General features: G+C 37.7%; 27 protein-coding genes, 3 tRNA genes, 1 rRNA gene and 1 pseudogene. 16 read left to right on the top strand and 16 right to left on the bottom strand.

Annotated features, from left to right (window positions below):
• The first annotated feature begins 62 nt into the window (after nt 1-62).
• From rrf to HNR69_RS04925, 6 genes and pseudogenes are all read left to right on the top strand, one after another.
• Nucleotides 63-178 (top strand): 5S ribosomal RNA (gene rrf / locus HNR69_RS04900).
• 60 nt (nt 179-238) lie between these two features.
• Nucleotides 239-315 (top strand) — tRNA-Val (locus tag HNR69_RS04905).
• Nucleotides 316-480: 165 nt separating this feature from the next.
• Nucleotides 481-1,727, top strand: a pseudogene (locus tag HNR69_RS09745) (tyrosine-type recombinase/integrase).
• A gap of 233 nt (nt 1,728-1,960) precedes the next feature.
• Entirely contained in the window at nt 1,961-2,941 is a 981-nt protein-coding gene (locus HNR69_RS04915; RefSeq protein ID WP_075293520.1) for a putative oxygenase MesX, read from the top strand.
• 78 nt (nt 2,942-3,019) lie between these two features.
• A complete protein-coding gene (locus tag HNR69_RS04920) occupies nt 3,020-4,051 on the top strand; it encodes a methionine synthase (protein WP_075293519.1) in 1,032 nt (343 codons plus the stop codon).
• A 6-nt stretch (nt 4,052-4,057) separates the two neighbouring features.
• Complete coding sequence (locus tag HNR69_RS04925; RefSeq protein ID WP_075293518.1) at nt 4,058-4,534, top strand: flavin reductase; 477 nt, start codon at nt 4,058-4,060, stop codon at nt 4,532-4,534.
• Between the two features lie 75 nt (nt 4,535-4,609).
• On the opposite strand, the gene HNR69_RS04930 is transcribed toward HNR69_RS04925, so the two are convergent.
• Both HNR69_RS04930 and aspS read right to left on the bottom strand, forming a co-directional pair.
• Nucleotides 4,610-5,722, bottom strand: coding sequence for a hypothetical protein (locus HNR69_RS04930; protein WP_183405645.1), 1,113 nt, complete (start codon nt 5,720-5,722; stop codon nt 4,610-4,612).
• 61 nt (nt 5,723-5,783) lie between these two features.
• Complete coding sequence (aspS, locus tag HNR69_RS04935) at nt 5,784-7,550, bottom strand: aspartate--tRNA ligase (protein ID WP_075293516.1); 1,767 nt, start codon at nt 7,548-7,550, stop codon at nt 5,784-5,786.
• Between the two features lie 160 nt (nt 7,551-7,710).
• On the opposite strand from aspS, the gene cmoA reads away from it, so the two are divergent.
• The gene (gene cmoA / locus HNR69_RS04940; protein ID WP_041605047.1) at nt 7,711-8,436 is read left to right on the top strand and encodes a carboxy-S-adenosyl-L-methionine synthase CmoA; all 726 of its coding nucleotides are present in this window, start codon (nt 7,711-7,713) and stop codon (nt 8,434-8,436) included.
• Nucleotides 8,437-8,473: 37 nt separating this feature from the next.
• On the opposite strand, the gene folD is transcribed toward cmoA, so the two are convergent.
• A complete protein-coding gene (folD, locus tag HNR69_RS04945; protein WP_075293515.1) occupies nt 8,474-9,322 on the bottom strand; it encodes a bifunctional methylenetetrahydrofolate dehydrogenase/methenyltetrahydrofolate cyclohydrolase FolD in 849 nt (282 codons plus the stop codon).
• Between the two features lie 192 nt (nt 9,323-9,514).
• On the opposite strand from folD, the gene HNR69_RS04950 reads away from it, so the two are divergent.
• The 3 genes from HNR69_RS04950 to HNR69_RS04960 all read left to right on the top strand — a co-directional run bounded on the left by HNR69_RS04950 (nt 9,515) and on the right by HNR69_RS04960 (nt 10,903).
• Nucleotides 9,515-9,591, top strand: a tRNA-Pro gene (locus HNR69_RS04950).
• A gap of 25 nt (nt 9,592-9,616) precedes the next feature.
• Nucleotides 9,617-9,693 (top strand) — tRNA-Arg (locus tag HNR69_RS04955).
• Between the two features lie 220 nt (nt 9,694-9,913).
• Entirely contained in the window at nt 9,914-10,903 is a 990-nt protein-coding gene (locus HNR69_RS04960) for a tyrosine-type recombinase/integrase (protein WP_136121942.1), read from the top strand.
• Here HNR69_RS04960 and HNR69_RS04965 read toward each other — a convergent pair.
• The 7 genes from HNR69_RS04965 to HNR69_RS04995 form a co-directional block, all read right to left on the bottom strand.
• Nucleotides 10,900-11,196 (bottom strand): hypothetical protein, encoded by a 297-nt coding sequence (locus HNR69_RS04965; RefSeq protein ID WP_075321781.1) that lies wholly within the window; start codon nt 11,194-11,196, stop codon nt 10,900-10,902. The genes HNR69_RS04960 and HNR69_RS04965 overlap by 4 nt on opposite strands.
• Nucleotides 11,165-13,519, bottom strand: a complete 2,355-nt coding sequence (locus HNR69_RS04970; RefSeq protein WP_183405646.1) for a replication endonuclease — start codon at nt 13,517-13,519, stop codon at nt 11,165-11,167. Before HNR69_RS04970 ends, HNR69_RS04965 begins: the two co-directional genes overlap by 32 nt.
• An 18-nt stretch (nt 13,520-13,537) precedes the next feature.
• Nucleotides 13,538-13,831, bottom strand: a complete 294-nt coding sequence (locus HNR69_RS04975; protein WP_075321783.1) for a hypothetical protein — start codon at nt 13,829-13,831, stop codon at nt 13,538-13,540.
• Nucleotides 13,828-14,181, bottom strand: coding sequence for a hypothetical protein (locus HNR69_RS04980; protein WP_136122176.1), 354 nt, complete (start codon nt 14,179-14,181; stop codon nt 13,828-13,830). The genes HNR69_RS04975 and HNR69_RS04980 overlap by 4 nt, the downstream gene beginning before the upstream one ends.
• A 15-nt stretch (nt 14,182-14,196) precedes the next feature.
• The gene (locus HNR69_RS04985) at nt 14,197-14,487 is read right to left on the bottom strand and encodes a hypothetical protein (protein WP_136122177.1); all 291 of its coding nucleotides are present in this window, start codon (nt 14,485-14,487) and stop codon (nt 14,197-14,199) included.
• Nucleotides 14,488-14,671: 184 nt separating this feature from the next.
• Nucleotides 14,672-14,941, bottom strand: coding sequence for a hypothetical protein (locus HNR69_RS04990; protein WP_041605076.1), 270 nt, complete (start codon nt 14,939-14,941; stop codon nt 14,672-14,674).
• A complete protein-coding gene (locus tag HNR69_RS04995; protein ID WP_133098739.1) occupies nt 14,922-15,164 on the bottom strand; it encodes a transcriptional regulator in 243 nt (80 codons plus the stop codon). Before HNR69_RS04995 ends, HNR69_RS04990 begins: the two co-directional genes overlap by 20 nt.
• Nucleotides 15,165-15,293: 129 nt before the next feature.
• Between HNR69_RS04995 and HNR69_RS05000 the strand changes: the two genes are divergently transcribed.
• From HNR69_RS05000 to HNR69_RS05015, 4 genes are read left to right on the top strand one after another with little or no spacing between them, the layout of a single operon-like run.
• Nucleotides 15,294-15,983 (top strand): XRE family transcriptional regulator, encoded by a 690-nt coding sequence (locus tag HNR69_RS05000; RefSeq protein ID WP_136122178.1) that lies wholly within the window; start codon nt 15,294-15,296, stop codon nt 15,981-15,983.
• A 28-nt stretch (nt 15,984-16,011) separates the two neighbouring features.
• The gene (locus tag HNR69_RS05005; RefSeq protein WP_136122179.1) at nt 16,012-16,965 is read left to right on the top strand and encodes an ABC-three component system protein; all 954 of its coding nucleotides are present in this window, start codon (nt 16,012-16,014) and stop codon (nt 16,963-16,965) included.
• 3 nt (nt 16,966-16,968) lie between these two features.
• Nucleotides 16,969-17,211, top strand: coding sequence for an ABC-three component system middle component 8 (locus HNR69_RS05010; protein ID WP_075321789.1), 243 nt, complete (start codon nt 16,969-16,971; stop codon nt 17,209-17,211).
• A 2-nt stretch (nt 17,212-17,213) separates the two neighbouring features.
• Nucleotides 17,214-19,031 (top strand): DUF2326 domain-containing protein, encoded by a 1,818-nt coding sequence (locus HNR69_RS05015; RefSeq protein ID WP_136122180.1) that lies wholly within the window; start codon nt 17,214-17,216, stop codon nt 19,029-19,031.
• 4 nt (nt 19,032-19,035) lie between these two features.
• Here the strand turns inward: HNR69_RS05015 and HNR69_RS05020 are convergent, their stop codons facing one another.
• From HNR69_RS05020 to HNR69_RS05045, 6 genes are all read right to left on the bottom strand, one after another.
• Nucleotides 19,036-20,208 carry a contractile injection system protein, VgrG/Pvc8 family gene (locus HNR69_RS05020; RefSeq protein WP_136122181.1) on the bottom strand — a complete coding sequence of 391 codons (1,173 nt, stop codon included), beginning with the start codon at nt 20,206-20,208 and terminating at the stop codon, nt 19,036-19,038.
• Entirely contained in the window at nt 20,205-20,648 is a 444-nt protein-coding gene (locus tag HNR69_RS05025) for a phage tail protein (RefSeq protein ID WP_012340319.1), read from the bottom strand. Before HNR69_RS05025 ends, HNR69_RS05020 begins: the two co-directional genes overlap by 4 nt.
• Nucleotides 20,649-20,709: 61 nt before the next feature.
• Complete coding sequence (locus HNR69_RS09750) at nt 20,710-20,934, bottom strand: GpE family phage tail protein (protein ID WP_221265079.1); 225 nt, start codon at nt 20,932-20,934, stop codon at nt 20,710-20,712.
• Entirely contained in the window at nt 20,853-21,161 is a 309-nt protein-coding gene (locus HNR69_RS05035) for a phage tail assembly protein (RefSeq protein WP_012340320.1), read from the bottom strand. The genes HNR69_RS09750 and HNR69_RS05035 overlap by 82 nt, the downstream gene beginning before the upstream one ends.
• Nucleotides 21,162-21,188: 27 nt before the next feature.
• Nucleotides 21,189-21,698, bottom strand: coding sequence for a phage major tail tube protein (locus tag HNR69_RS05040; RefSeq protein ID WP_132995593.1), 510 nt, complete (start codon nt 21,696-21,698; stop codon nt 21,189-21,191).
• 10 nt (nt 21,699-21,708) lie between these two features.
• Complete coding sequence (locus tag HNR69_RS05045) at nt 21,709-22,962, bottom strand: phage tail sheath protein (protein WP_136121938.1); 1,254 nt, start codon at nt 22,960-22,962, stop codon at nt 21,709-21,711.
• A 284-nt stretch (nt 22,963-23,246) separates the two neighbouring features.
• Between HNR69_RS05045 and HNR69_RS05050 the strand changes: the two genes are divergently transcribed.
• Both HNR69_RS05050 and HNR69_RS05055 read left to right on the top strand, forming a co-directional pair.
• Nucleotides 23,247-23,495: a type II toxin-antitoxin system Phd/YefM family antitoxin gene (locus tag HNR69_RS05050; protein WP_012340324.1), complete on the top strand. Its 249-nt coding sequence runs from the start codon at nt 23,247-23,249 to the stop codon at nt 23,493-23,495.
• A complete protein-coding gene (locus HNR69_RS05055; RefSeq protein ID WP_075321793.1) occupies nt 23,495-23,758 on the top strand; it encodes a Txe/YoeB family addiction module toxin in 264 nt (87 codons plus the stop codon). Before HNR69_RS05050 ends, HNR69_RS05055 begins: the two co-directional genes overlap by 1 nt.
• The last annotated feature ends 118 nt before the right edge of the window (nt 23,759-23,876 follow it).

Raw genomic sequence — 23,876 nt, forward strand, 5'->3', positions numbered from 1 at the left:
GTAGAGGCTTGTTTTTTTATTGAAGAAGAGATAGAGACGGGATATAAGAGAGAGGAATTTAACTTGGCGGCGATAGTGCGGTGGGACCACCTGACCCCATGCCGAACTCAGAAGTGAAACGCTGTAACGCCGATGGTAGTGTGGGGATTCCCCATGTGAGAGTAGGGCACCGCCAAGTTTTTTATGATTTTATTTTGTTAGTTTATTTATATTAGTAAGCTAACAAAACAAGTTTTTTGCGACTATAGCTCAGTTGGTTAGAGCACCACCTTGACATGGTGGGGGTCACTGGTTCGAGTCCAGCTAGTCGCACCAAATGAATAAATCAATGTAACGCATAGTAACGCATTTCAACCCAAAAGCCTTGTATAACAAGGCTTTTTTGCTATCCGATTAACGCTAGTTGCGTCAGGATAAATCACATTGACCTTGAATAATAGCACCCATTTTAGTACCCACGCATTATAATTAGTTTGATTATTGAGTACTAAAATTATACAACCTCTTACAAATACACAAGTAGAAAAGGCAAAGTATATAACAGGAAACAGGGCAGAACTAAACGACTGTGAAGGCTTATTTTTACAGCTATACCCATCCGTCTCAAAAATTTGGCGATTTCGCTATAATCACCCTGTAACACAAAAAAGAACAAAGCTAACCATAGGTAACTACCCTGATTTTTCTATTGCTCAAGCAAGAGCAAAAAGAGAAGAGTTTAAAGCATTATTAGCATAATACATAGATCCACAGGCATATAACGAGCAACATAGAACAGAGCAAGAACAGAGCAAAAAAAGGACGCTTTTAGCAATTGCCGAGTAATGGAAAGATAAAAGCGTGAAAGAGATAGAACCTCTAACAATGGCTAAAAATTGGGAGCGATTAAATAATCATTTATTTCCTCATTTGGGGGCTTACTCAATAGAGAATATTACCCCCCCCCTTTTTTTTACTAATTAATGCTGTCAAGCCTCTTTACGAGCAAGGTAAAAATGGCACTATGCACCGCATTATAAATTTAGTTAATCAAGTATTAAATTACGCTGTTAATTTGGGTGTTTTATCATTTAATCCTTGCTTACAAGCTAGCAAAGCATATCACAAAGAACCACCAAAAAAATCACCCTGCTATTCATTATTCTGAACTTCCCCTATTATTGGCTGATTTTGAACAATCTAACAGAGAGCTATTAACTAAATTTTTATTTAGGTGGTAATTGTTATCAATGGTACGCCCTGCTGCCGAAGCTGTTTCAGTGGAATGGAGTGAAATTGATTTAAATAAAAAATTTGGTTTATTATTTCTAAAGAAAAAATGAAGAAGGTTAGAACGGGGAGATTTTCGCATTCTGTACCCTTATCAAGACAAATGATAAAATATTTTAGAGCAATTGAAACCAATAACGGGACATCATAAAATGTATTTCCATCATTCACAAAACCTAATCAAACAATGAGTAAAGACACAATTGCTAATGCGTTGCGTGAAATAGGCTATCAAGGTAAACAAGACGCCCACGGATTAAGGACGATTGCAAGAACTTATTTAGAAGACAATATGATTGATTTTAGACTTGCTGAAAGTTGTTTAGCTCACAAGATAGGATAAGGTTAGTCAGGTCTATAACCGTGCTGACTACATCGAACAGCGTCGCCCAATTATGCAACTTTGGGGGTATGTGCACCAGAATTTTTTAATCAATCAAATTGACAGTAAAACCTAGAAAAATCAATGTTTCTAGGTTTTTTATTTATCAATATCATATGAATATCGATTCATTCTACTTATTTTGGCAATACTAACGAGGATGATATAGTAGTTGTGGTCAGTCCTCTGAGTAAAGCTGAGTAAAGGCAAAATATGAATTATTTTCATAGTCTTGGCAAAAAATCTCATTTTTCTTAAAAAATTTTTATGGTTTAATACACCATTATTCTAAAAATGAGAAAAATTAATATGATGACAACATTTGAATGCCGTGTACATACGCTTGAATTTGATGAAAATTACCAACCAGAAATGCAGAGTACCCGTTTAACGACCAACTTTGCTAACCTTGCGCGTGGCGAAAACCGCAAAGAAAATTTGCAAAATGTCATTGCAATGATTGATAAGCGTTTTAACGATTTGGCAAACTGGGATAATCCAACTAATGATCGTTATTCTGTGAAGTTAGAGATCGTGTCAATAGATATTGATATGGAGGGAAAAGGTAATTTTTTTCCAGCACTTGAATGGCTGAAAACCTATGTCATCGACCATAAAACTGGCAAAAAAATTGATGGTATCGTAGGCAACAATTTTTCGTCTTTCGTGCGTGACTATGATTTCAGCGTTTTGTTGTTAGAGCATAACAGAAACAAGGAAGAATTTACCGTACCGAAAGGCTATGGTGAATTGCATGGCAAGCTATTCAAATATCTGTTAACTTCCTCTGCATATAAAGAAAAATATAGTAAACCGCCGGTGATTTGTTTAAGTGTTGCAACTACTCGTACTTACCGCAGAACCACAAATGTTCATCCGATTTTAGGGGTGGAATATCATCAAGATAATTATTCTTTAACTGATGAGTATTTTGCGAAAATGGGGTTATCTGTGCGTTATTTTATGCCACCAAAATCTGTTGCACCTTATGCGTTTTATTTTGATAGTAATTCAGATTTGTTGAATGATTACACCAATCTTGAATTGATTAGTACAATTGCTACAATGGAAGCTTTCCAGAAAATCTACCGTCCAGAAATTTACAATGCTAATTCTGTGGCAGGTCAAGTGTATAAAGGTAGCTTGACTTATCAAGATTACTCTGTGACCAAAGTAGAATATGATCGTGTTGAGCGTACACAGCTTGCAATCAAACAAGGTAAATATACTGAAGCACATTTTATTAAGCCATATAAAGCAATTTTAGATGCTTGGATGGCTGAAAAATAAATCAAGACAGTATTTTATTTGATACATTCGTAGGGTGGGTTAAATTCCGCCCCTACACATTTATTTAGGAAAACCAAAATGAGCAAAATTCTTCTCCCAACCTCTACAGCCGGTAGTCTTCCAAAACCGGTGTGGCTTGCTGAACCTGAAAAACTTTGGTCTGAATGGAAATGTCAGGGCGATGAACTTTTTCAAGCTAAAAGAGATGCACTATTAATTTCCCTTGCTGAACAAGTTGCAGCAGGGATTGATATTATCAGCGATGGTGAACAAACTCGTCAGCACTTTGTGACTACATTTATTGAGCATTTAGAGGGCGTAGATTTCAATAAGCGTAAAACAGTGCGTATCCGTAACCGCTATGATGCAAACGTACCAAGCGTAATTGGTGAAGTTTCTCGTCCAAGCTCCGTATTTGTAGACGATGCAAAATTCTTACGCAAGCATACTGATAAGCCGATTAAATGGGCATTACCCGGTCCAATGACAATGATAGATACATTATATGATGCACATTACAAAAGTCGTGAAAAGTTAGCATGGGAATTTGCCAAAATTTTAAATGAAGAAGCGAAAGAGCTGGAAGCAGCAGGTGTAGACATTATTCAGTTTGACGAACCCGCGTTCAATGTATTCTTTGACGAATTGAATGATTGGGGCGTGGCAGCATTGGAACGTGCAGCGGAAGGATTAAAATGTGAAACTGCGGTGCATATTTGTTACGGTTATGGAATTAAAGCAAATACTGATTGGAAACAGACTCTCGGCAGTGAATGGCGACAATATGAAGAAAGCTTCCCGAAATTGCAACAATCGAAAATTGACATTATTTCTTTAGAGTGCCAAAATTCTTGTGTACCTATGGAACTGATTGAGCTGGTGAGAGGTAAAAAAGTGATGCTTGGTGCGATTGATGTAGCAACCAATATCATAGAAACACCTGAACAAGTAGCGGATATTTTGCGTAAAGCACTACAATTTGTAGACGCAAAAAATCTTTATCCTTGTACTAACTGCGGTATGGCACCGCTCTCACGTCAAGTTGCAAACAGTAAGCTCAATGCGTTAAGTCAAGGTGCGGCAATTATTCGAGCAGAATTAGCAGGTTAATCTGATATGGTAGAAGTCTCTCAATTTAAAGATGCAATGGCACAACTTGCCTCAGCAGTTCATATTGTGACCACAAGTGGTGAAACAGGGCAGCATGGTTTTACAGCATCAGCCGTTTGTAGCGTGACTGACTCCCCACCTACCTTGCTTGTTTGTATAAATAGCAATGCACGTGCCTATGAGCATTTTATAAAAAATAGGGTGCTAATGGTGAATACTTTGACTGCCGAACAATCTTCTTTATCAAATGTATTCGCCTCACCCTTAAGTCAAGAAGAGCGATTTGCCAATGCTTATTGGACAACATTGGTTACAGGCTCACCGATGTTACAGGATGCACTGATTAATTTTGATTGCGAAATTACAGATATTAAGCAAGTCGGTACTCACAGTATTTTGATTTGTAAAATTGTAGCTATTAAACAAGGTGATAAGAAAGAAGCGTTGGTATATCACAATCGTTCTTACCGCATTCTTAAATGAAATTTGTAAATAAATCGTAAGTCTTATACCGTAACTTATAAGTCGATAAGTTACGGTGTTAATTTGAAAAAATCGCTATGATTTTATTAACTTTCTTAGAAAATATTTGAAACGATTGTATGTACGTCTATAAAGTAATTGTTCTCTTTTTTGATGTTTAACCAATAGTTGACTGTTATGTAGTTCTTTTTCTAATAGAGCTAGTGAGAAGAGTTGGTAACTTTGTTCTAAATATTGCATTGCTTCCAATTTATATTGCCTTCTTCTATTTAACTTGAAATCAGACAATGTAGTATTCGGCATTTGAGTATAAGATAATATTTTATGTAAAGGGATTAATTCTAAATTGAATAAAAATGAGATAGTTTTGGGCAAATAAACAGAATGTTTATTTTGTTGTAATTCATAGTTACCAATCCCAAAATCTGCTTTCATAAATTTTAAGTGATAATAGGCGAAAATATTTTTTCTCATATTTCTTTGACTGATGTCTAAAAATTCTGTTTCCTTGTTTTTTTTAAAAATGCTATCTTCATCTACCCTAAATAAACATAGATCACCATATAATCCACAATAAGGCGAGCTGTAAGAAATATAAAGTTCACCACAATGATCAATAATATTAATTCCTGAAACAGGCAATACATCATTGGGATAATTTTCTTTTAAGTCTAGATAAGTCTGTTTTAGCAAAGGTATTTTTTCTGCACAAAGAATTAAATCTCCGTCTATTTTTATAGCCCATTTTTTCGTAGTTTGACTCAATGAAAAGTTATAGTAATTAACCAAACTATGGGGATTATCAGGTTCTAAATTTTTATAGTTATCACTACCTTGAGGATAAACAATAGGTAAATAGTGAAAAGTTTTTATTTTATTAGGATAAAGTTTTGCGTATTGTTCAGCAATTTCACCAGTGTTGTCTTGGCAATTATTATAGACAATCACCAATTCGTCTAATAAAGGAAGCCAGCTTTCAATAGATTGAGCAAGAAACTCTCCTTCATTACGTAATCGCATAAAACCGCTTAAGCCTTCAGAACGAGTGTTGGCTTGAAAACGTGAAAAATCAATGGTAGGATTTTTGACTGACTGACTGACTGACTGACTGACTGACTGACTGACTGACTGACTGACTGACTGACTGACTGACTGACTGACTGACTGACTGACTGACTGATTTAGCATATTGTTATTTCCCGTCTTTTTAGAGAGAAAAATGGTGGAGAATTTCCACCATTTTTCAATATTATTCACTTCTAGTGACTTTAATCGCCAACTCTTCCAAAGCTTTTTCATTAGCAAGACTCGGTGCGTCAGTCATTAAACAAGCTGCGGCTGTTGTTTTCGGGAATGCGATAACATCACGAATATTATCTGTTCCGGTTAACAACATCGTTAAACGATCTAAGCCGAATGCTAAACCTGCATGTGGAGGCGTGCCGAATTTTAAGGCATCAAGCAAGAATCCAAATTTCTCACGCTGTTGATCTTCATCAATGCCTAAAATATGAAATACAGTTTGTTGCATTTTTGGATCGAAAATACGCACTGAGCCACCACCTACTTCATAACCATTAATGACCATATCATAGGCGTTTGCCACCGCACTTGTCGGATTTGCTTCTAATTGCTCCGGTGTGAAATCTTTTGGACTAGTGAATGGATGGTGCATCGCAGCTAAATTACCTTCTTCATCACGTTCAAACATTGGGAAATCAATAACCCAAAGAGGTTTCCACTCATCTAAGTGAGTTAAACCTAAATCACGACCTAGTTTCAATCGTAACGCTCCCATTGCGTCAGTAGCGGTTTGCCATTTGTCCGCTCCAAAGAACAAAATATCACCGCTCTGGGCAGAAGTGCGGTCAAAAATTGCTTTGATTTTTTCTGTCGTTAAGAATTTTGCAATTGGACTTTGTACGCCTTCTAATCCAGCGTTGATGTCATTAATTTTTACCCAAGCTAACCCTTTCGCACCGTAAATACCGACAAATTGAGTATATTCGTCAATTTGTTTTCGAGTGATATTTATACCGTTTGGTACACGGATGACAGCCACACGACCGTTCGAGCTATTTGCAGGTTCGCTGAAAACGTTGAAATCTATATCTTTCACAATATCAGCTACATCGACTATTTCTAATGGATTACGTAAATCCGGTTTATCTGAACCAAAGCGTTTCATTGCCTCTTGCCAAGTCATTGTCGGAAATTTGCCTAAATCAACGCCTATGGTATTTAGCCATAAACCATGCACCATTTTTTCCATAATTTCACGCACTTCCGGTGCAGTCATAAAGGAAGTTTCCACATCAATTTGAGTAAATTCCGGCTGACGATCTGCACGCAAATCTTCATCACGGAAACACTTCACAATTTGGTAATAGCGATCAAAACCGGACATCATCAATAGTTGCTTAAACAACTGTGGTGATTGCGGCAAAGCATAAAACTTGCCTTTATGTACTCGACTTGGAACTAAATAGTCTCGTGCACCTTCAGGCGTAGCCTTGGTAAGCATTGGGGTTTCAATGTCTAAAAAACCGTTTTCATCCATATAACGACGTACAAAAGCGGTAATTTTGGCACGGGTTTTTAAATGTTGAGCCATTTCAGGACGACGCAAATCAAGATAACGATATTTTAAACGCTGTTCTTCTGTATTATTCTGATTAAAATCTAAAGGAAGTACATCCGAAACGTTATAAACAGACAATGCTTTAGCTACAACTTCCACCTCGCCCGTCGCCATATTTTTATTAATTTGATTATCCGGACGAGCAATAACCTCACCTTCGATTTTAATACAAAATTCATTACGCAATGCACTGGCTTCCGTCAATGCTTCTTGATATTTCGGATCAAAACAAACTTGTACAATACCTTCACGATCACGCATATCAATAAAAATTAAACCGCCTAGATCACGACGTTTATGAACCCATCCGCTTAATATTACTTGTTGTCCAATATGGCTACGGTTCAATGCACCGCAATAATGAGAACGCATCATAATGACTTCCTTTATATCTGAAACTACTGAAATTAGTCGACGAATTATAGCTGAAATCTCGCTTATATTGAAAGAGCGGACGGAATTTATTTGAGTGAGACTTAAACTTCTTCTAAAATGACCGCACTTTTTTACACTTTTTTAGATGAACCATAAAATAATGAATAAAGATTGTATTTTTGCTGCACCCATTGAAAAACTGGGAGATTTTACTTTTGATGAAAATGTCGCTGAAGTATTCCCTGATATGATACAGCGTTCTGTCCCCGGATATTCCAATATCATTACTGCCATAGGCATGTTTGCCGAACGGTTTGTGACGGCTAACTCGCTAGTGTATGATCTGGGGTGTTCTCGTGGTGCAGCCACGTTATCTGCTCGTCGCCATATCACTCAGCCTAATGTAAAAATTATCGGCGTGGATAATTCATTACCGATGGTTGAACGTTGTCGTCAACATATTAACGCTTATCAGAGTGATATTCCCGTTGAAATTTTGTGTGATGATATTCGTAATATTAAAATTGAAAATGCATCAATGGTTATTTTAAATTTCACATTACAATTTGTACCGCAACAAGATCGTCAATTGTTACTGGAAAAAATATATCAGGGACTTAATCCTAACGGAGGATTGGTTTTATCGGAAAAATTTCGTTTTGAAAATAAAAAAATGGACGACTTGCTTATTGATTTACACCATCAATTCAAGCGAGCCAATGGTTACAGTGAATTAGAAGTAAGTCAAAAACGCACCGCACTTGAGAATGTGATGAGAACGGATAGTATAGAAACACATAAAGAACGCTTAAAGTCAGCAGGTTTCTCCCAAATAGAACTTTGGTTTCAATGTTTTAATTTTGGCTCTATGGTGGCGATAAAATAACAAAAAAACAGCCTCTGAAGTAAGAGGCTGACTAAGTTTAACTATGACTTTCATAAGCGAGTAGCGTATTAAACATAAGCATCGCAACAGTCATCGGACCAACACCTCCCGGAACTGGAGTAATGAAACTTGCCTTTTTGCTCGCTTCATCATATTGCACGTCACCGACTAACTTGCCATCAACTCGGTTAATTCCAACATCAATAACAATTGCACCTTCTTTAATCCATTCCCCAGGGATAATGTGCGGCTTACCTACTGCAACAACTAGAATATCCGCTTGGTGCACATGACTTTTCAAATCTTTAGTAAAACGATGAGTAACTGTAACTGTACAGCCGGCTAACAGTAATTCCAGTGCCATAGGGCGACCAACAATATTTGAAGCTCCTACAATAACAGCATGTTGTCCGTACAGATCAACGCCCGTGGTTTCCAGTAATTTCATTATACCTAAAGGTGTACAAGCACGTAAGGTTGGAATACGCTGACAAAGGCGCCCAACATTATACGGATGAAAACCATCGACATCTTTTGTTGGGGAAATATGTTCAATCACTTTAGTAGAATTAATTTTCTTTGGTAATGGCAATTGCACCAAAATACCATCAATTTGCGGATCTTGATTGAGTTGTTCGATGAGAGTTAATAATTCTTGTTCAGTTGTTTCTGCCGGTAAATCATAAGATTTTGAATAGATACCGAGTTCCTCACAACTTCTACGTTTACTTCCCACATAAACCTGAGAGGCAGGATCAGCACCAACTAAAATAACAGCTAGTCCCGGTGCTCTTTTCCCTTGTTGAAGATAATGCTGAATTTTTTCAGCAACATTAAATTTAATGTTTTTAGAGAGTTCAGTACCTGAAATAATTTGTGCGGGCATTAATTCTTTCCTTCAAATTTGATCTCAAATGAGCAACATAACAATCATTTAAATTATTGAACATGAAAAACGTTGCTATTGTGTCAAAAAAAAGCGAGAAATGTAAGTCAATTTGAGAGAAATTTCATCAATCAAATAAAAAAGTGAAAAAGTAATTGACTGTTTATGAAAGAAAATTATAATGCACCTCATCGGCGAGTAGCGCAGCTTGGTAGCGCAACTGGTTTGGGACCAGTGGGTCGTAGGTTCAAATCCTATCTCGCCGACCATTTTTATATTTATTATTTTTTATATGCGCCCTTAGCTCAGCTGGATAGAGCAACGGCCTTCTAAGCCGTAGGTCATTGGTTCGAATCCAATAGGGCGTGCCATTTCTTAAATTCCTCTAACAACCAACCAACTACAGCTCCAATGATCTAAACTAACAACAGCTTAAAAAACAAGTATTTTTTGCTATCTCAAAACAAAGTATTGTATTTATATACAGTATAAATTATGATCTAAAAGAACCGATTACAGAATTTAACTGTTACCAAAAACTGATCCAAAAACAAAAAAAGTGTACCAAACAAAGAAAAAAGGGGGGATGAAATGGCAACTTACCAAAAACGGGGAGACAAATGGCGAGCAATAGTCCGCAAAAAGAACGTTCTAAAAACAAAAACATTCCGCACAAAAGCCCAAGCGTTCGCATGGGCAAACAAAATAGAAGCGGAAATAATGGAAAATTTATATCAAGAAGTGGCTAACATCCCTCTAGAAAAAGTGATAGACAGATACCTACACGAAGTTACACCACAAAAACGAGGAGCAAAAAAAGAACGACAATTTCTCTACCGTTTCCAAGCATTACCCATCAGCAAAATATCACTGAGACACCTAAACGAAGACGACTTCAAACAATGGCGAGATGAACGACTAAAAAAAGTCTCCTCAGCAACAGTATTAAGAGAATGGGCGGTCATCGGACACATACTAAACGTCGCAATCACAGAATGGAAATTACTCAAAAACAACCCCCTAAAAGGGGTCAAAAAACCGAAAGCCCCCAAACCAAGAACGAGACGCTACAGCCAACAAGAAATAGATGCCTTAGTCTATACATCCGGTTTTTCTTGGAACGAACCGCCAACGACAGCGACTGCAAGAGTAGGAGCAGCGATATTATTCGCCATAGAAACAGCAATGAGGGCAGGAGAAATAGTCAACCTAACATGGGAACACGTCCATTTTAACGACAAAATAGCCCATCTCCCACAAACAAAAAACGGCTGGTCAAGAGACGTCCCCTTATCAACAACCGCAATAAAAATATTAAAATTATTGGAACAAATCACAGAGGGAGAAAGCGTATTTCAACTAACAACCTCAAGACTGGATGCATTATTCAGAAAGCTAAAAAACAGAATAATGGTAGAAGATCTCCATTTTCACGACACAAGACGAGAAGCACTAACAAGACTGGCGGAAAAAGTCGACGTAATGACCTTAGCGAAAATATCCGGACATAGAGATCTAAGTATCTTACAAAACACCTACTACGCCCCGGATATGAAAAAAGTTGCCTTATTACTGGATTAACGTTTTGCTCGTTGACGTTTACGAGCAAACGCTATCACATCGCCTGCAATCCAACGATTAGCAGAACGTCCACCCGTGCGACATTGCAACTTCACCGCATCCGGAAAATCCGGATCTGACATAATAGAACGTTTCGTATGCTCATAGCTCATCTTAAAATAATTAGCCACATCTTGAGCCGTCCAAATAGCTTGATTAGTTTGCGTATAGTTTGCCACCTTCAACAACTCACGCACAGCTTGCAACTCCCTTAAAATATCCTCATTGGTTATCGCTTCTTTCATCGCTTCCATAAAAATTTCCTCTAAAATTCCTTAATTTCTCTAAAAAACTCGGCTCATTATCGTAATAAAAACGTAATGGAGCTGAATGTTCCGAAATAATCACCTCATCATTGATTATTTTTACCGATGTCATCGCATTCAATCTAACCGATCTACCTTTCAACAAATGATTAATTGCATGCTCATTCAACGGTTTCCCAATTGGTCGTATCGCTTCTTTTATTTTTTGAACAATTTCCTCCCTTCTTACTAAATTTTCAAGGTTACAGTTACTGACACAAGTCCAAGGTTGCACTACGTGCAACTTAGTGTCGCTCCGCTCCATTTCTTTATTACGTCTATTCGGATCACCTTTCTTAATGACCCACTTTTTAAGACGTGTTTTAATAAAATCACCTAAACTAAATTTATTGCTCACCCCATTTATTTTTTTATGCGTCTCTTGGTATTGATTAACCTCGCTTTCCTCATAATGCAAACACAACGGCACATCCTTACGCAACGCCAACGGACCCCCAAGACGTTTCATAAAAGCGGCATAATCGCCAATATCTGCACAAATTCTTGCCTCTTCAACCAATTCATCATCAGCTTGACCGGCAACAAGACGGCGTAATTCACGCCACACACCGACATATTTATCCCCATAAAATTGAAACTGACGAATACCCCAAAGGCTCGCCCATGCTCTCGCTTTTTTAGCATTATCTTTTAAACTCATATCGGCATCTTCATCAGACCGCTCACCATCTAAAGCAAAACCATTAATATTTTTTGAAATATACTTAGCAATATACCCCGTTGCCGAGCCCTTAGTTTTATCGCAATCTTCAATTTTACAGCGATGTTTTTTAGCCCCCATTTCATCACCGTCAAGCTCCAACGCTTTTTCACGAAACAATCTCACCACCTCTTCACGATGCGTCTCATGAACATAAACCAACAAATGCCAATGGGGCGTTGCGTCATGATGAGGTTCAGCGACACGCATACCATAAAAAGCAATATTACGTTTTTTCAATAACGCCCTGAATTGCCCCCAAATCTTATTCAAATAGTCCTGCGTTTGCTTAGGATTAGCCCCTTTCCATTTCTTATTTTGCGTACCGTCATTATGGATTGCATGGAATGATGAAGGGGCGGTCAGCGTTAAAAACAACGCATGATGATCGGACTCATCCGCCCACTCTTCCAACCCACGTAAACGGGTCATCAACTCAATCCGACGCTGAGCAGGATTCGCAGAAGATTTCAAATACATATCAAACAGCTCAGCTTGCTCATTCGGATCGTCGATATTCTCAATAATCATCTGTTTCAAAAAATCATAGTTTTTCTTAATCTCATGCAAATACTCAGAAAAACCGGCTCTTGAAATATAATTGCTTCTGCGTTTGCAAACCTCGCCACAGGCAATCGCAACATGCTCAACCATCTTTTTCTGCACCTTCCGCATACGCTTAAACCAATATTTCTCACAAATAATCTTATGAAAAACCGTATCAATATAATCCAATCTAACCGGCTTTCCTTTCTTAAACTTATCCCAATGGGAAACAGGAAAACCAATATTTTCACAAGCCTCACCGCATAACTGATAAATCTTCCGCATATGCTCATTAAACTCATCATCGCTTAAATCCGACCGCCCTTTTTCCACCAAATCCAACATATAACCACGCTGAACATTAGCAAACAGCGTAGCCAATTTATAAGCAATCTCCTCCAGCTTCTTCTCGCTCAACAAATAAAAAGGCATTTTTGCACGTTGACATTCTTGACGGCTATAATGCTCAAAATTCTTGCGTAACTTCAAAATCTCATGTTGCTCACGCAACAACCGGCTTTCATATTCCTCCGGCTCGCCGGTTACCGGCAATAAATCCCCATTGTGCGGTTGTTTTTTTTCCAACACATCAAAGGACAAATCCGCTAACCATTTCGGATCACGTTCATCAAATGCCAATAACCAAGCCATATTGCAACGATACTGATCGAACACAAGGCGTAAACGAGTACCCAAGGTTTCACGCAACCAAGTATTAGCATGTCTACGTTGTTTATTCCCGAAAGCAAACGAAATCGACCCATCATCTTCAACAGACCGATATTCATTTAAATACAAACGCCGAAAATGCTCACGTTGTCGTTCACGTGGCAATTTCGCCAATAATTTCTCAACAAACACATAGCTTTCGGGAACAGTATTAAAAAGCTCCATCTGAGCTTGTGTCCCTGTTTTTTCCTCTTTATGAGGAACACGAGGGGAAACCTGGAAAAAAGGTACCGCAGTTTCCTTTTGCTCGTTTTTAAATACCGTCACGAATGCCATAAAAGCCTACTCAACAACTTAAAACGATGGCGGAATATGAGCCTTCAACTCTCGCACTTCCGCATAAATCGCCTGCAACACATTAAGAATATCAAACAACGTATTCACATCCTCATTGCGTAACTCACAACGAATTAACGCCTCAATGACATCCTCAAATTTTCTACAACACATCACCTGCCGAGCCGAGCTACCTTTCTGCTCCAGCATAAAAACCGCTTTTTCGCCCGGCTCAACCTTTAAAATCTCATAAACACCCTGACGAATTCGTAACAAATAACAATCAGAAAGCTCAAAAATATAATCCGTCATACAGACCCCTTCACAATAAAATCACGCTTTTTCACCCCCGCATGATAGAACGGCAAAAGTGCATTCAACGTACTAAAAATGGCATTTGAAATCTTCTTCTGCCCGGATTCATTAAAATGTATCAATTTAGAATATTGATAATTCAACGGATCGACCAAATCCGACGTCTCTAATTTCGCCTTATCAAACAACGCATATTTCTGCTCCATCGGCAAGGCATCAAAAAGACGCTCGGCAGCATTGGGCGACTGATTTAAAATACGCCGCAAAGAAGCAAACCCCGCCTTAGAAACCGCCTCATGATCGGGTAACCGCTGAACAATAATGCTCTCCACATCAAAATGACCCATAACTCCCCCTCAAGCCTAGCGAGCCAAAAAATCCCAAAACGACGTCAAAAAACGGCGAACGCAACCCGGTTTCGGCGGTTGTTTTTTCTCTTCTGGCAAAGTAACACGCTCCAACTCGCTCAAACGTTGCAAAATTTCCTCATTAGTGATTTGATAACTTTGATGAAGCTCAATATTTACCCTATTCATTTTTTTTTGTATTTCAAATTTACGTTCAATATTTGCCAAACGCTTTTCCAACTTAAAAAGATTGATGCGTTTTTTATTCATTGCAGTACATTTTTGATGAAATTTTTGTTTAATCATGTTGTGTTTCCTCATATGTGTTGTTTTCCATTTAGGCGAATATGATCCGCCTACCTTTAATTCCTGTTTGTGCGAATGTGATTGCCTACTGTAGGGGCGGATTACATCCGCCCTTTTTTAGGTTGCAAAAACCCACGCCATTAAAAAACAGCGATTTTTTATCTAAAAAGAAAGAAATAATAGATTACGTGTCTTCGTCGATTGGACTTGCCTCAAACAAATCCTTCGTATTTGTATCACTTTGTAACAACGGTTTATTAATCCGCTTTACCTCCGGACGCTCATGATAAGTAGGCGTTTGCACCGTCACAATTTCGCTATAAATATGATGTTTAGTAGAACAACTATTACAAACCCAAATTGCCTCAATCACCAACATACCGACGGATTCAGAATGACGAACCCGCATACTATGACTACCGCAATTGGCACACTTATGATTCATATTTGCCATCTTTACGCTCCCAGCATTGCCGAATAACCTCCCAATCCACATCAGGGCGTAAATCCTCGGGCGTTACCTCGCCTTGCGTGGCGTTGATAATATGCGGTATATATTTCACGTCCATTTTTCCGCCGTTTAGCCATTTCAATACTGCACTTTGACTAACTCCGCAAATTCTGGCTACAGCAGATTGACTACCACAAATATTAATAACATTTGAAATTTTACTCATATAAACTAATTTCAATCCCAATTTCAACTAAAGTTGTTATTATATTACTACTAAAGTTGAAAACATTCAACTATTATTAACTTGTTTTTTTATAACTTAAGTTGTATTTTTATAACCAAAGGAGATTTTATGTCTAATTTAGCAACGAGACTTCAAGATACATTGTATGCACAACGTCTTTCCGTTAACTCTTTTGCAAAGAAAGTTGGTGTGTCACAGCAGGCTATTTCTAAAATTGTTCGTGGTGAAACTCGCTCCCCTAAAAATATAGTTGAAATAGCGACCGCACTTGGCGTTGATGTGCATTGGTTAAAGACAGGCGAAGGAGAACCCAATATTACGCCTCATTCTTCTATATTGGTGAGCAATGAACCCGACGAAAAGCATACTCACCGCATAAACCGATATGATTTTCACCTATCCGCCGGAGACGGAATCATTAACTCGGATTACCCGGAGACCATTTCGAGCATTTGGCTCACCCCTGAAGGTATGATGCAAATAATCGGACGTTATAGTGAAAAAGGGATCTGTATTTTTAAAGTCCCCACCGACAGCATGGAACCCACCATCTCATCAAAAGACCTCGTTTTTATTGATACCAATATTACCTATTTTGCCGGCGACGGAATTTATGCCTTTCGACTTAACGGCAAAGACTACATAAAACGCCTCCAACAACTCCCCACCGGCATAATCCGAGCCTTAAGCGACAACAAACTTTACGACCCTTTCGACATTACAGAAGAATTATTCGACACCGCAGAAATCGTCGGAAAATTTATCCGAGTCGTCCCCCTCAACCCAAAGGAGTTGTAGGGGATAGCCGGGCAAAAGGAAACTAAAAATGCGTTTTAATTATCTTGATTTAATTGAAAATTCAGAACATTTTGAAGAGTTTATTGTAGCTGTCTGTTCTGTTATTTTAGGTGAGGGTGTAACGGGGTTTGCTCTAGGAAAAGATGGAGGGCGTGATGCACGGTTTCATCATAAAACCAATAACTACCCAAGCAAACAAGAATGTTGGGAACCTAAAGGGCGTCAAGCTATTATTATCCAAGCAAAATTTACTTATGGTTATAACAAAACAACAGGGGAAAGAGAGTTTAATAATCTGATTGAAAAAGAATTGTCCAAATTGAAAAAGTTGAGGGAAGAAGGAGAATTGGGCTATTATATTCTCGCTACAAATCGCAAGCTGACGGCAAATTCCTTACCCAAACTGTTAAATAGATTATCTGATATGACAGGATTGCCTCACCAACATATCCAAATATGGGGAAAGGAAAAATTAGTACGTTTTTTACAAAGTAATGAACAAATATTGAAAAAATCGGGGTTAATAGAACTTGCCCGAAGACGATTTAATCTAGTTGATGATTCCTTGATTGCAAAAGTAATCAAAACTTGTGCCAAAAAATTAGACCATTCTGAAAAAAGTTTAAATGTAGTTGATAGAACAACGCTGGATGAGAAAAATAAACTGAATAATGCAAGTGATGAATTCACTCAATTTATCATCAGTCAATATGCTGACGAGTTCTTTAGAATAGATAAATTGTTAGCCAACCCTGATAATAGCGATTTAAAACGGGATTATACAAACCTCACTAAACATATTTCATTACAGCTACATCATTATAGAAATAAATTTGAATATTTAGACGAGAAACTTTATCAAATTATTCAAGATGAAGAAGAGCATGATAAAACCTTAAAAGCAGGAAATTCAAAAATTATCCTGCAAATCCTTATACATTATATGTATTGGCATTGTGATATTGGAAAAAATGTGGAATAGAAAATGTTAAGAATAACACCTGATAAACACACCGACCCTGACAAATCGATTATGTATACCACAGCGTTATTACTGGATGCATTAAGAACGAATAAACAGATGGATTTTTCCGCTTTACTTTCACTGGTAAAAGCAAAGACCGGTTCTGATTATGTATTATTTATGCCTGCAATAAATTTGCTATATTTGCTTGGTTTAATTGAGTATCATACTAAAACAGATCGCTTTGAATACATCGGTAAATAATAATGAAACTTTCAAGACTATACACTAATTATCCGCATATTTTTTCCACACTGGATTTTAACAGTGGTGTAAATGCTATTGTTGGAGAGGTTAAAAACGAAAAGTATTCGCTGAATGAGGAAAAAAAGCATTCTCATAATTTAGGAAAATCAACACTGGCACAAATCATTGATTTTTGTTTTATCAATGACCATAAAAATTCTTTTTTATTACAAAATAATCAATTCAAAAACTGGGAATTTTATTTAGAAATTCATTTAAATTCACATAAACCAACAGAAACCCCCGAATATGTCACTCTTTGCCGTTGTGTTAATACGCCCTCTAAAATAAGTTTTAAGCGACATACTGAGCCATTACAAAATTTTGTCGGTTTGTTAGAAAGTGAGTGGACAATTTTTAATGAAACAAAAGCAAATGCAATAAGTTATTTAGACAGCTTGCTAAATTTCTACTTTATCAAAGGCTATTCATATCGCAAATTTATAGGTTATTTGTTGCGTAATCAATCTGACTTTGGCAGTGTTTTCCAATTGGGAAAAAATTCAAAATCGAGCGATAAAGATTGGAAACCTTTACTTGCTCGATTACTAGGCTTTGATGATAAACTTTTAATTCAGTTATATGAAAAAGCGGAAGAACTGAAAACAGCGACAGCAGAAATTAAGCTGTTGAAAAAAATTAATAAAATTGATAAGAAAGGATTGTCTGAAATAGAATCGCAAATTGCATTTATTGAAGCTGAAATTGCTTCTTTTGAAAAAACATTATCCGAGTTGGATTTTGCCAATGAGGATAAGGAAGCTATCAAAATGTTAGTAGATAAAATTGACGATGATATAGTTTCATTAAACGACGAGCTTTACTACCTGAGCGGAAAAAAACAGCGTTTACATGAATCAACCAAGCCCAACAAAATTCTTTTTGATACTGAAGCGGCGTGGGCGTTATTTGAAGAAGCGGGCGTATTATTTAAAGATGGGCAATTAAAACATGATTTTGACCAGCTCAAACGGTTTAATAAAAAAATTAATGAAGAACGGATTGAATATTTAAAAGCGGATTTAAAAAAAGTTAATCAAAGAATTAGTGAAATCACACTGCTTCTTAAATCATTAAATACAGAAAGGGCTAATAAACTTGCGTTTCTTAATGAAAAAGATATTTTTGATAAATACAAAAAAATCTCCAAATATCTTGATAACAAAAAAGCAGAACTTGTTTTACTTAAACAACAAAAAGTATCTGTTGATGAAATTCTAGAACAGGAAAACAAACTGCTAGATATTAAACGAGAACAAGAAGATCTTATCCAAAAAATACAAAAAAATCTTACTCAAAATGTTTTAAACTCCTCTGAAAGTACCTTTATTAAAATAAGAAATTATTTTGTTGAGATTATCCGTGATGTATTGGGTGAACAAGCTATTATAAAAGTTGAACAGAATAAAAACGGTTTTTTGGAGTTTGATGCTTATTTTGAATCTGAAGGTACAAAAAACGAAAAAGGGAAAGGAAATTCTTATCGCCGTTTACTCTGCATTGCGTTTGATATGGCAATTGCCCGTTTTTACTCGGAAGAAAAATACCCACCGTTATTCATATATCACGATGGCATTTTTGAGGGGCTTGATTTCAATCCAAAAAATAATTTGATTGGAATTATTAGAGAATACTCAAATTATGGAATTCAACATTTTATTACATTGTTATCTGACGAGATGACAAATAATAATTTTATTTCAGAATCTGAATATCTCTTAAAACTGAATGATGCGGAAAATAATTTAGGTCGCCTGTTTAAAATGCAAACATGGTAGATATTTATTTCACCTCACCATTAATATCCAACTCCAATTCTAACGAGGTTGTAAATCCGCTTGTGGTGAGATTATGGGTAACTTTACTGATTATCCAATTGCTACTGTCGATTTGGTCTTTAAACCCTCGCACTTTTACACGCAATTCAGGCATAAGCCACGCATTCCCATCAGCTAAATTAATAGACAAACTCGCAATCCCCCTTCGCATTTTGTCAAAAGCAGCTTTAGCAGCATTGATAGCATAAGCTTCTGTTTTATAGGTATGTCTCAAGGTTTTCATCTTATTGCTATCGGTTTCCACCGGTTGAGTGTGAACAAGCGTAACTTTTTTCTTGGTTTTTGATGTTTCCGTGCTTGTTCCGCCTTCCTCTGTGGGGTGTGTCGGTTTTGCCAAGCGTTCTATTTTGGTATTTTCATCAATCACCACAACGCCCTTTTTGCCTGTGTCCATATTATGCCAATAAGCACGAACCGCTTTATAATTGTCGCTTTCTGTCAACGAAAAAGAAAAATTGTCGCCCATCTGCCTTGTAATCTCAATGGTCGGCAAGGCTTTACCGCTCACAGTCACCCCCATTCCCACAGGCATAAATAATAATTTACCGTTTTTCACCGTGGCAATGGCATCGTAATTTTCCGCTAAACGACTTAACAAATTAATATCGCTTTCATTGGTCTGATCTAAATGCGGAATCACTTTTTCTTTAAACGCCTCGGCACAAGCCCCCTCAAGTTGATTTTCTTTTGCAATCTGATTAATCAAATTTTCAAATGAAATATTATCAAAGGAACGTTCTTTTTTATCGCTAAGTGAGCCTCTCAAATCCGCACTTCTTGCACGAAGAGTAAGACTATCCGGACTACCGCTATATTGCAGTTCATCAACAATAAATTTACCTTTAGGGATTAATTGCTCCCCCTGCCAACCAATGGCTACTTCAAGCATTGCACCACGGCGAGGAAACGCCAATTTACCATCATGATCACTTAGCTGAATATCAATCTCATCCGCCTCAAATCCCCTGTTATCAGCAATCGTCATCGACATTAAGCGATGGCTAATTAGCGTAGTAATGTCTTTTTTGTTTTCATCTTGCGTTATCACCCTCAAGCGATAATGAGGAATCCGATGATGATTTGCTACAGTGCGGTCTAAAAATTCAGAATAGCTCATAGTTCAATTAAACTCTTTAACGTATCGCCAATATCTTTTAACAAACTTTCGTTTGTCCGTTTTAACTTCATTGAAAAATCAATGCGACGTGAAGCACCGTCCGCAAAAAAATAGGATTTCCCGACGCTAATTTCCTCAATGACAAACCAGCCTAAAACAAGAAAAGTACTCCCATCAATTAACGGCAAGGGCTCCCCCTGTTCCGCTAAGGTTTCAAGGGCAGTAATACTGAGAGTAGATCCCGTAATTTCAGGCATTAACACGCCATTAATGGTTAATGTTTCGCTATCCTTTCCTGTAAATTGTGTTTTGGGTAATTCCCCTATCACTGAATTTGTCGGATGTCGCCACGTAATAGTTCTTTGCGTCTCCTGATAGGGTATCGTTGACCGCATAAAAACAAAAAAACCATACGCCATCATTGCATTAGATTGAATCATTGCTTTTCCTTCCAAAGGGCTAATAAAAAGCGGTGAAATTCGTCAAATCTCACCGCACTTTTTACGTGTCTACTTGGCTTCTTTCTCTTGCTTTTTCACGCCACAACATCAATTCCGCTAAATCCATTTCATCAAATACAGCCGGCGACCAATGAAAAATAGTGGCAATATCCGCAATAGCGTCTTCTACGCAATGAGGAATAACTAAGCCTGTTGTGTCGCCGTTGTATTCTCCGTCGTATCGTTCGTTTCCGTTTTGACGAAAAAACCGATTACCTCCGAACAAAGGGCGGTAAAATCAATCGGATCAAGGTTTAAAATTTCCATTTTCCCTAAAGACGGTTGCGTTACACGTGGCAACAGTTGGCAATAAGCGTCAACGTCCATTTGCATTACATCAAACATCTTCAAGCCTTTAAGGGCATTAACATTCGGCTTAATTAAACGAATTTCATTGATTTCCGTTTCGCCACGTTTTAACGGCTGAATCAGTGTAACAGTTTTATTTTTCATCTTTTTTTCCTTACAATTCCTATACGATTATAAACCGATGGCTCGGCGATGTTCTTTTAAGCGATCTACACCATTGACAACAAAAACATGATTAATTAAATCAATTTCAATCAGCGTTTTACCGTTGACGATTTCTTTGTAATACGTGAGTGAAGCCTTAAAGGTTTCTTCCGTATCATCGCCCACTTTCGCATTACCCGGATCAATTTCCGTATAACGCCCACGCATAACTAATTCAACAGCGGTTACTTCGCCCGTGTCATCACGTTGATAAGCCTGCGACAAACGCAACAGTACACCGCTAATTTCTGCCGAACCGAATAAAGCACGCATATTCTCCATATGCCCACCGAATTTTAATTCAGCCTCTAATTTTTCTAAGCCTAAATTAATATCGACTTCGCCTAACATATCGCCTGCACGATAACTTTCCGCTTTAATGGCGAGTTTGGGGCGAGTAACCTCGTTGACTTGTCCTAAATAACTTTCGCCGTCTTGGTGTAAATTCATTAATTTTAATTTATTGGGTAAAGACATAGTTCATCTCCTAAGCAGCAGCGACTTTAGATGCAAATTCAGTTAAATAACGGTCGGTAATACGTTGACGGAAATTTAAATTTTCTAACGGCGGTACCGGTGTATAGTCATAGTCAATATACAAACGCCCCGCTTTTAACGTTTCTTTGCTATTAATCTCAGCGTCATACCAACAGCTGGCGTCAACAAGATAGCCTAATGCGACAAGTTCCCTAAATTTCGCATTCACACCCTCTATAATATCTTTCACTAAGGTTGGGGTCATCGGCTTATCAATTGCCCAGGCGTGAGCCTCCGCAATCGTATCACGCAAAATTTGAGCGGTACGTGTATAGTTTTCAAACTGGAATAACGGATCGGCAGAACAAGTACGAGACCCCCACAAACGATAACCATTAAAATTAATCGGTACAGTGACGTTATTTTCATTCAGGTAATTGGCGTCCGTGCTGGTATCTTGAATATCAAAGGTAATATCACGACTCACCCCGCTCACTCCCTCGACAACCACATTAGAAATCGTTTTATGCCAGCCCATAGTTTTATCTAAATACGCACGCAATCCTAACGCACGAGCAACCGCACTTTCATTTTCAACCTTCTTACTATTAACATCAAACGCCAAGAAATCACCATGAATAACCATAACTTCACGCTGTCCAAATCCTTTTTGATATTGAACCGCTTGCTCTTTGGTTTCGCAACCATGAGCGGATATATACGCAAACGCATTTAACTTTTTAGCGACGCTGGCTAATTCTGTGGCAACGGCTTTATTATCCAAGTAAGGCACACCCAAAATACGAGGTTTTACGCCGATTTTACTTTGGGCAACTAACAAGGCTTTCATACCCGTATACTGTCCTTTGTCTGTTACCGTACCGATAATATTTGCCGTGGTTTGTGCATTATCAGTTTCAGTGTCGCTGACGCTTTCGTCTTGGACATCGCTCTCACCATCGCTACCGCCTCTTCTCGTGGTTTTGGGTTTGCTTTTTTTGCCTTCTTCTACACGCACTACAACAGTCAACGTATTGACCTGATCACTAATTGCTTCAAGGGTTTTTGCCAACGTACCCGTCTTGCCCGCTTTAGCAATCGCAGTCAACGGATTCGTTAATAAAACAGGGGTATTAAGTGGAAACGCTTTTTCATCAGCATCATTTGCGGTACAAACAACACCGATAACTGCCGTTGCCACGGTTTTTATTGTGCGAGTACCTTCGTTAATCTCAATAACACGCACACCATGCAAATAATCCATATTAAAATCCTTTCGGTTAAGTTAAGGGAAATTTCAGAAATCTTGGATATTTTGCAAGCTCTAAAAAGTGCGGTCTAGTTATTGTAAATGTGAAAAATAAATCTACATTGTTAGCGAATGTCATTGGGCAAATGTGATTCGCCTCTACAGTAGGGGCGGATTACATCCGCCCTTTAATGTATTTTATTTTCTGTTTTAGTGGATACGTCAATCAACCATATCGCATTGACAACCATAAAGCGTACATTATAATGTACATAAAAATAAAATAGAGAGGTTCCTAGATGCTAAATACAAATATCACGAATTTTAGAAAAAATATTTTTTCACTGTTGGAGCAGACGATTAAATATAACGAACCGGTCAATGTGAGTACGAAAGACGGCAATGCTGTTATTATCAGTGAAGAAGATTATAACGATCTGATGGAAACACTGTATCTTTCTTCTATTCCAACGATGAAAGAAAACATCATAGAGGGATTACAAACGCCACTTGATGAATGCCTGTCAGAAAACGAGGTACAGTGGTAATGTATTCCATCGTTTATACGAAAAAAGCAGCTGATGATATACCTAAGCTCAAATCGGCAAAATTGGAGAAAAAAGCGAAGGCATTGATAGACCTTATCCGTGAAAATCCCTATCAGACACCCCCGCCTTATGAGAAACTGCTAGGCGATTTACAAGGGGCTTATTCACGGCGTATTAATATTAAACACCGCCTTGTTTATGCCGTTTTAGAGGAAAAACAAACGGTAAAAATAATTAGCTTGTGGACACATTATGAATTTTGAGAAATGAAGAAACCGCCCTTGTTGAGAGCGGTAACTAAAAGGAACTGGATTATGTATTTTAAGTTGTTAATCCTAGTAATCTTCTTATTAGTGAGCCTGCCAGCTTACTAAGGAAGTA

This window comes from Histophilus somni, from assembly GCF_014202395.1.
Lineage (GTDB): Bacteria > Pseudomonadota > Gammaproteobacteria > Enterobacterales > Pasteurellaceae > Histophilus > Histophilus somni.